Genomic DNA, 2,901 nt, shown 5'->3' with positions numbered 1-2,901 from the left:
GCGAGGGGCAGGGGGTGACCCCGGCCCCGCGGTGCCGCCCCAGCGCTCCCAGCGGCACCGGAACGGGGCTGGCTCACGGGCCCTGCCTCGGCTTTGACCTGCGGAAACCCCCCGCAGGGGCTACGCTTTGAGTCACGCCGGGAGGTATCCATGAAAATGCTGATCAACGTACCCGAGAGGGTCGTGACGGACGCACTGCGCGGCATGGCGCTGGCCCACCCCGAGCTGGTCGTGGACGTCGAGAACCAGGTGGTGGTCCGCCGCGACGCCCCGGTCGCCGGGAAGGTGTCACTGGTCTCCGGCGGTGGCTCGGGTCACGAACCGATGCACGCGGGCTTCGTCGGACGCGGGATGCTCGACGGTGCCTGCCCGGGCGAGGTGTTCACCTCCCCCGTTCCCGACCAGGCGGTGCGCGCCGCGTCGGCGACGGACAGCGGCGCCGGTGTGCTGTTCATCGTCAAGAACTACACGGGTGACGTCCTCAACTTCGACATGGCGCGCGAACTGGCCGAGGACGAGGGTGTGCAGGCGGCCCGCGTACTGGTGGAGGACGACGTCGCCGTCACCGACAGCCTCTACACCGCGGGGCGGCGCGGCACCGGCGGCACGCTCTTCGTGGAGAAGCTGGCGGGCGCGGCCGCCGAGGAGGGCGCGCCACTGGAGCGGGTGGAGGCCGTGGCCCGCCAGGTGGCCGGGGCGTGCCGCAGCTACGGCGTCGCGTTGAGCGCGTGCTCCACCCCGGCCAAGGGCGGGCCGACCTTCGACCTTCCCCCGGGCGAGCTGGAGCTGGGCATCGGCATCCACGGCGAGCCGGGGCGCGAACGCCGCCCGATGATGACCTCCGGCGAGATCGCCGAGGTCACCGTCGACGCGCTGCTGGAGGACTGGGGCGGGTCACCGCCCACCCATCCGGTCCTGGCCCTGGTCAACGGCATGGGCGGCACGCCGCTGCTGGAGCTGTACGGGTTCAACGCCGAAGTGCAGCGGGTTCTCGCCGCGCGCGGTGTGGCCGTGGCCCGTACGCTCGTCGGGAACTACGTCACCTCCCTGGACATGGCGGGCTGTTCGGTGACCCTGTGCGAGGCGGACGACGAACTGGTCCGGCTGTGGGACGCGCCGGTGAACACCGCGGCGCTCCGCTGGGGCTGCTGAGACGGGAGTTCGCCGCCCCGGCCCCGGACGGCCGGCGGGATGGCGCCGTGGGACCGGCGTGGCCCCCCGGCCGCGCCGTCGGAGGACGACGGAATGTCGTGACGACGGGAGCAGGCGAGTGGCGGAACTGGACACCGGTTTCTTCGTGCGGTGGCTGACGGCGGCCGCGGCGGCGGTCGAGCGGGAGGCCGACACCCTGACCGAGCTGGACTCCGCCATCGGTGACGCCGACCACGGGGTGAACATGCGCCGCGGGTTCACCGCCGTCACCGCGGCGCTGGCGGAGAAGCCGCCCGCTTCCCCGGGAGCGGCTCTCGGCCTGGCGGGCCGGACGCTGGTCTCGAAGGTCGGTGGCGCCTCGGGGCCCCTCTACGGCACTCTGCTGCGGCGCACCGGCCGGGAACTGGGCGACGCCGCCACCGTCAGCCGGGAGGACCTGGCCCGGGCGCTGGGCGTCGGCGTGGAGGCGGTGGCGGCCCTCGGCGGGGCGGCGGAGGGCGACAAGACCATGCTGGACGCGCTGCTGCCCGCGGTCCGGGCGCTGCCGCGTTCCTTCGCCGCCGCGCGGCAGGCGGCGTCCGAGGGCGCGGTCGCCACCGTGCCGATGCGGGCCCGGCGCGGCCGGGCCAGTTACCTCGGCGACCGGAGTATCGGTCACGAGGACCCCGGAGCCGCCTCCTCCCTGCTGCTGGTCAGCGCGCTGGAGCAGACCGCGGGACGCGGCGATGGCTGACGGCACGGGGGCCCCGGAACGGGCCGAGGTCGGCGTGGTGCTCGTCTCGCACAGCCGGGATGTCGCGGACGCCGTGGCAAGGCTGGCGGTCGCACTGGCGGGCGGCGCGGGCGGCCATGTGGTGGCCGCCGCCGGTGGCGCGGGCGACGGCGGGATAGGGACCAGCTCGGAGCTGATCGTGGCGGCGGCACGCCGGGTGGACCGCGGAGCGGGAGTGCTGGTGATCGCGGACCTCGGGAGCGCGGTGCTGACGGTGCGTGCCCTGACCGCCGCCGACGAGGAGGACGACCAGGACGCCTCCGGTGGGCTGCCGCCGGGGACCAGGCTGCTGGACGCGCCCTTCCTGGAGGGCGCCGTCGCGGCGGTGGTGGCCGCGTCGGCCGGCGCGCCGGTGGAGGACGTGGCCCGGGCCGCCGAGGACGCCTACGACTACCGCAAGCTCTGAGTCGTCCCGGCCCTGCCGGTTCAGCCGGGGCCGCCGCCGGTCTCGGCGCCGTCCGCGTCCACGGCGAGAGCGGCGATGTCCGTCGCCCCGGTGGCGGGGTGGAACCAGGTCGGCCCTTCGGTGACGGCGAGGTCGATGCGCTCGCGGGCGCCGCGCGAGAGGCTGTCAGGCAGTCCGTCCAGCGTGAACCAGCCCACGTCCAGCGACTCCTCGTCGTTGACCCGGGCCTCTCCTCCCACCGCCCTGCAGCGCAGGGTGATGTCCATGTACTGGCAGCGGTCACCGTTCTCGTACCGGATGGGGGCCATGGTCTGCACCGAGACGACCCGCTCCGGGACACAGCGCACGGCTGTCTCCTCGTAGACCTCACGGACGGCGGCGTCCGCGGGCTGCTCACCCGGCTCGGGCAGACCGGCGATCAGCGCCCAGCGCCCGGTGTCCGCGCGGCGGCCCAGCAGGACGCGGCCGGCGTCGTCGAGGACCACGGTGCTGACCCCGGGGAGGAACAGCAGCCGGGTCCCGACGTGGCGGCGCAGGTCGGCGATGAACTCGGGGGTGGACATCTCACTCC

General features: G+C 74.8%; 4 protein-coding genes. 3 read left to right on the top strand and 1 reads right to left on the bottom strand.

Going from position 1 to position 2,901, the window contains the following annotated elements; translation table 11 throughout:
* The first annotated feature begins 150 nt into the window (after nucleotides 1–150).
* From dhaK to E0D90_RS24795, 3 genes are all read left to right on the top strand, one after another.
* Complete coding sequence (gene dhaK / locus E0D90_RS24805; RefSeq protein WP_103502720.1) at nucleotides 151–1,152, top strand: dihydroxyacetone kinase subunit DhaK; 1,002 nt, start codon at nucleotides 151–153, stop codon at nucleotides 1,150–1,152.
* A gap of 118 nt (nucleotides 1,153–1,270) precedes the next feature.
* The gene (dhaL, locus tag E0D90_RS24800; RefSeq protein ID WP_103502719.1) at nucleotides 1,271–1,885 is read left to right on the top strand and encodes a dihydroxyacetone kinase subunit DhaL; all 615 of its coding nucleotides are present in this window, start codon (nucleotides 1,271–1,273) and stop codon (nucleotides 1,883–1,885) included.
* Nucleotides 1,878–2,330 (top strand): PTS sugar transporter subunit IIA domain-containing protein, encoded by a 453-nt coding sequence (locus tag E0D90_RS24795; RefSeq protein ID WP_130800168.1) that lies wholly within the window; start codon nucleotides 1,878–1,880, stop codon nucleotides 2,328–2,330. The genes dhaL and E0D90_RS24795 overlap by 8 nt, the downstream gene beginning before the upstream one ends.
* Before the next feature lie 20 nt (nucleotides 2,331–2,350).
* Here the strand turns inward: E0D90_RS24795 and E0D90_RS24790 are convergent, their stop codons facing one another.
* Nucleotides 2,351–2,893, bottom strand: coding sequence for an NUDIX hydrolase (locus E0D90_RS24790; RefSeq protein WP_130800167.1), 543 nt, complete (start codon nucleotides 2,891–2,893; stop codon nucleotides 2,351–2,353).
* Nucleotides 2,894–2,901: the final 8 nt, after the last annotated feature.

Origin of the sequence: Streptomyces otsuchiensis (assembly GCF_004305975.1) — a bacterium.
In the GTDB taxonomy this organism is placed as follows: Bacteria; Actinomycetota; Actinomycetes; order Streptomycetales; family Streptomycetaceae; genus Streptomyces; species Streptomyces otsuchiensis.
This window is presented reverse-complemented; position numbering and strand designations above follow the sequence as displayed.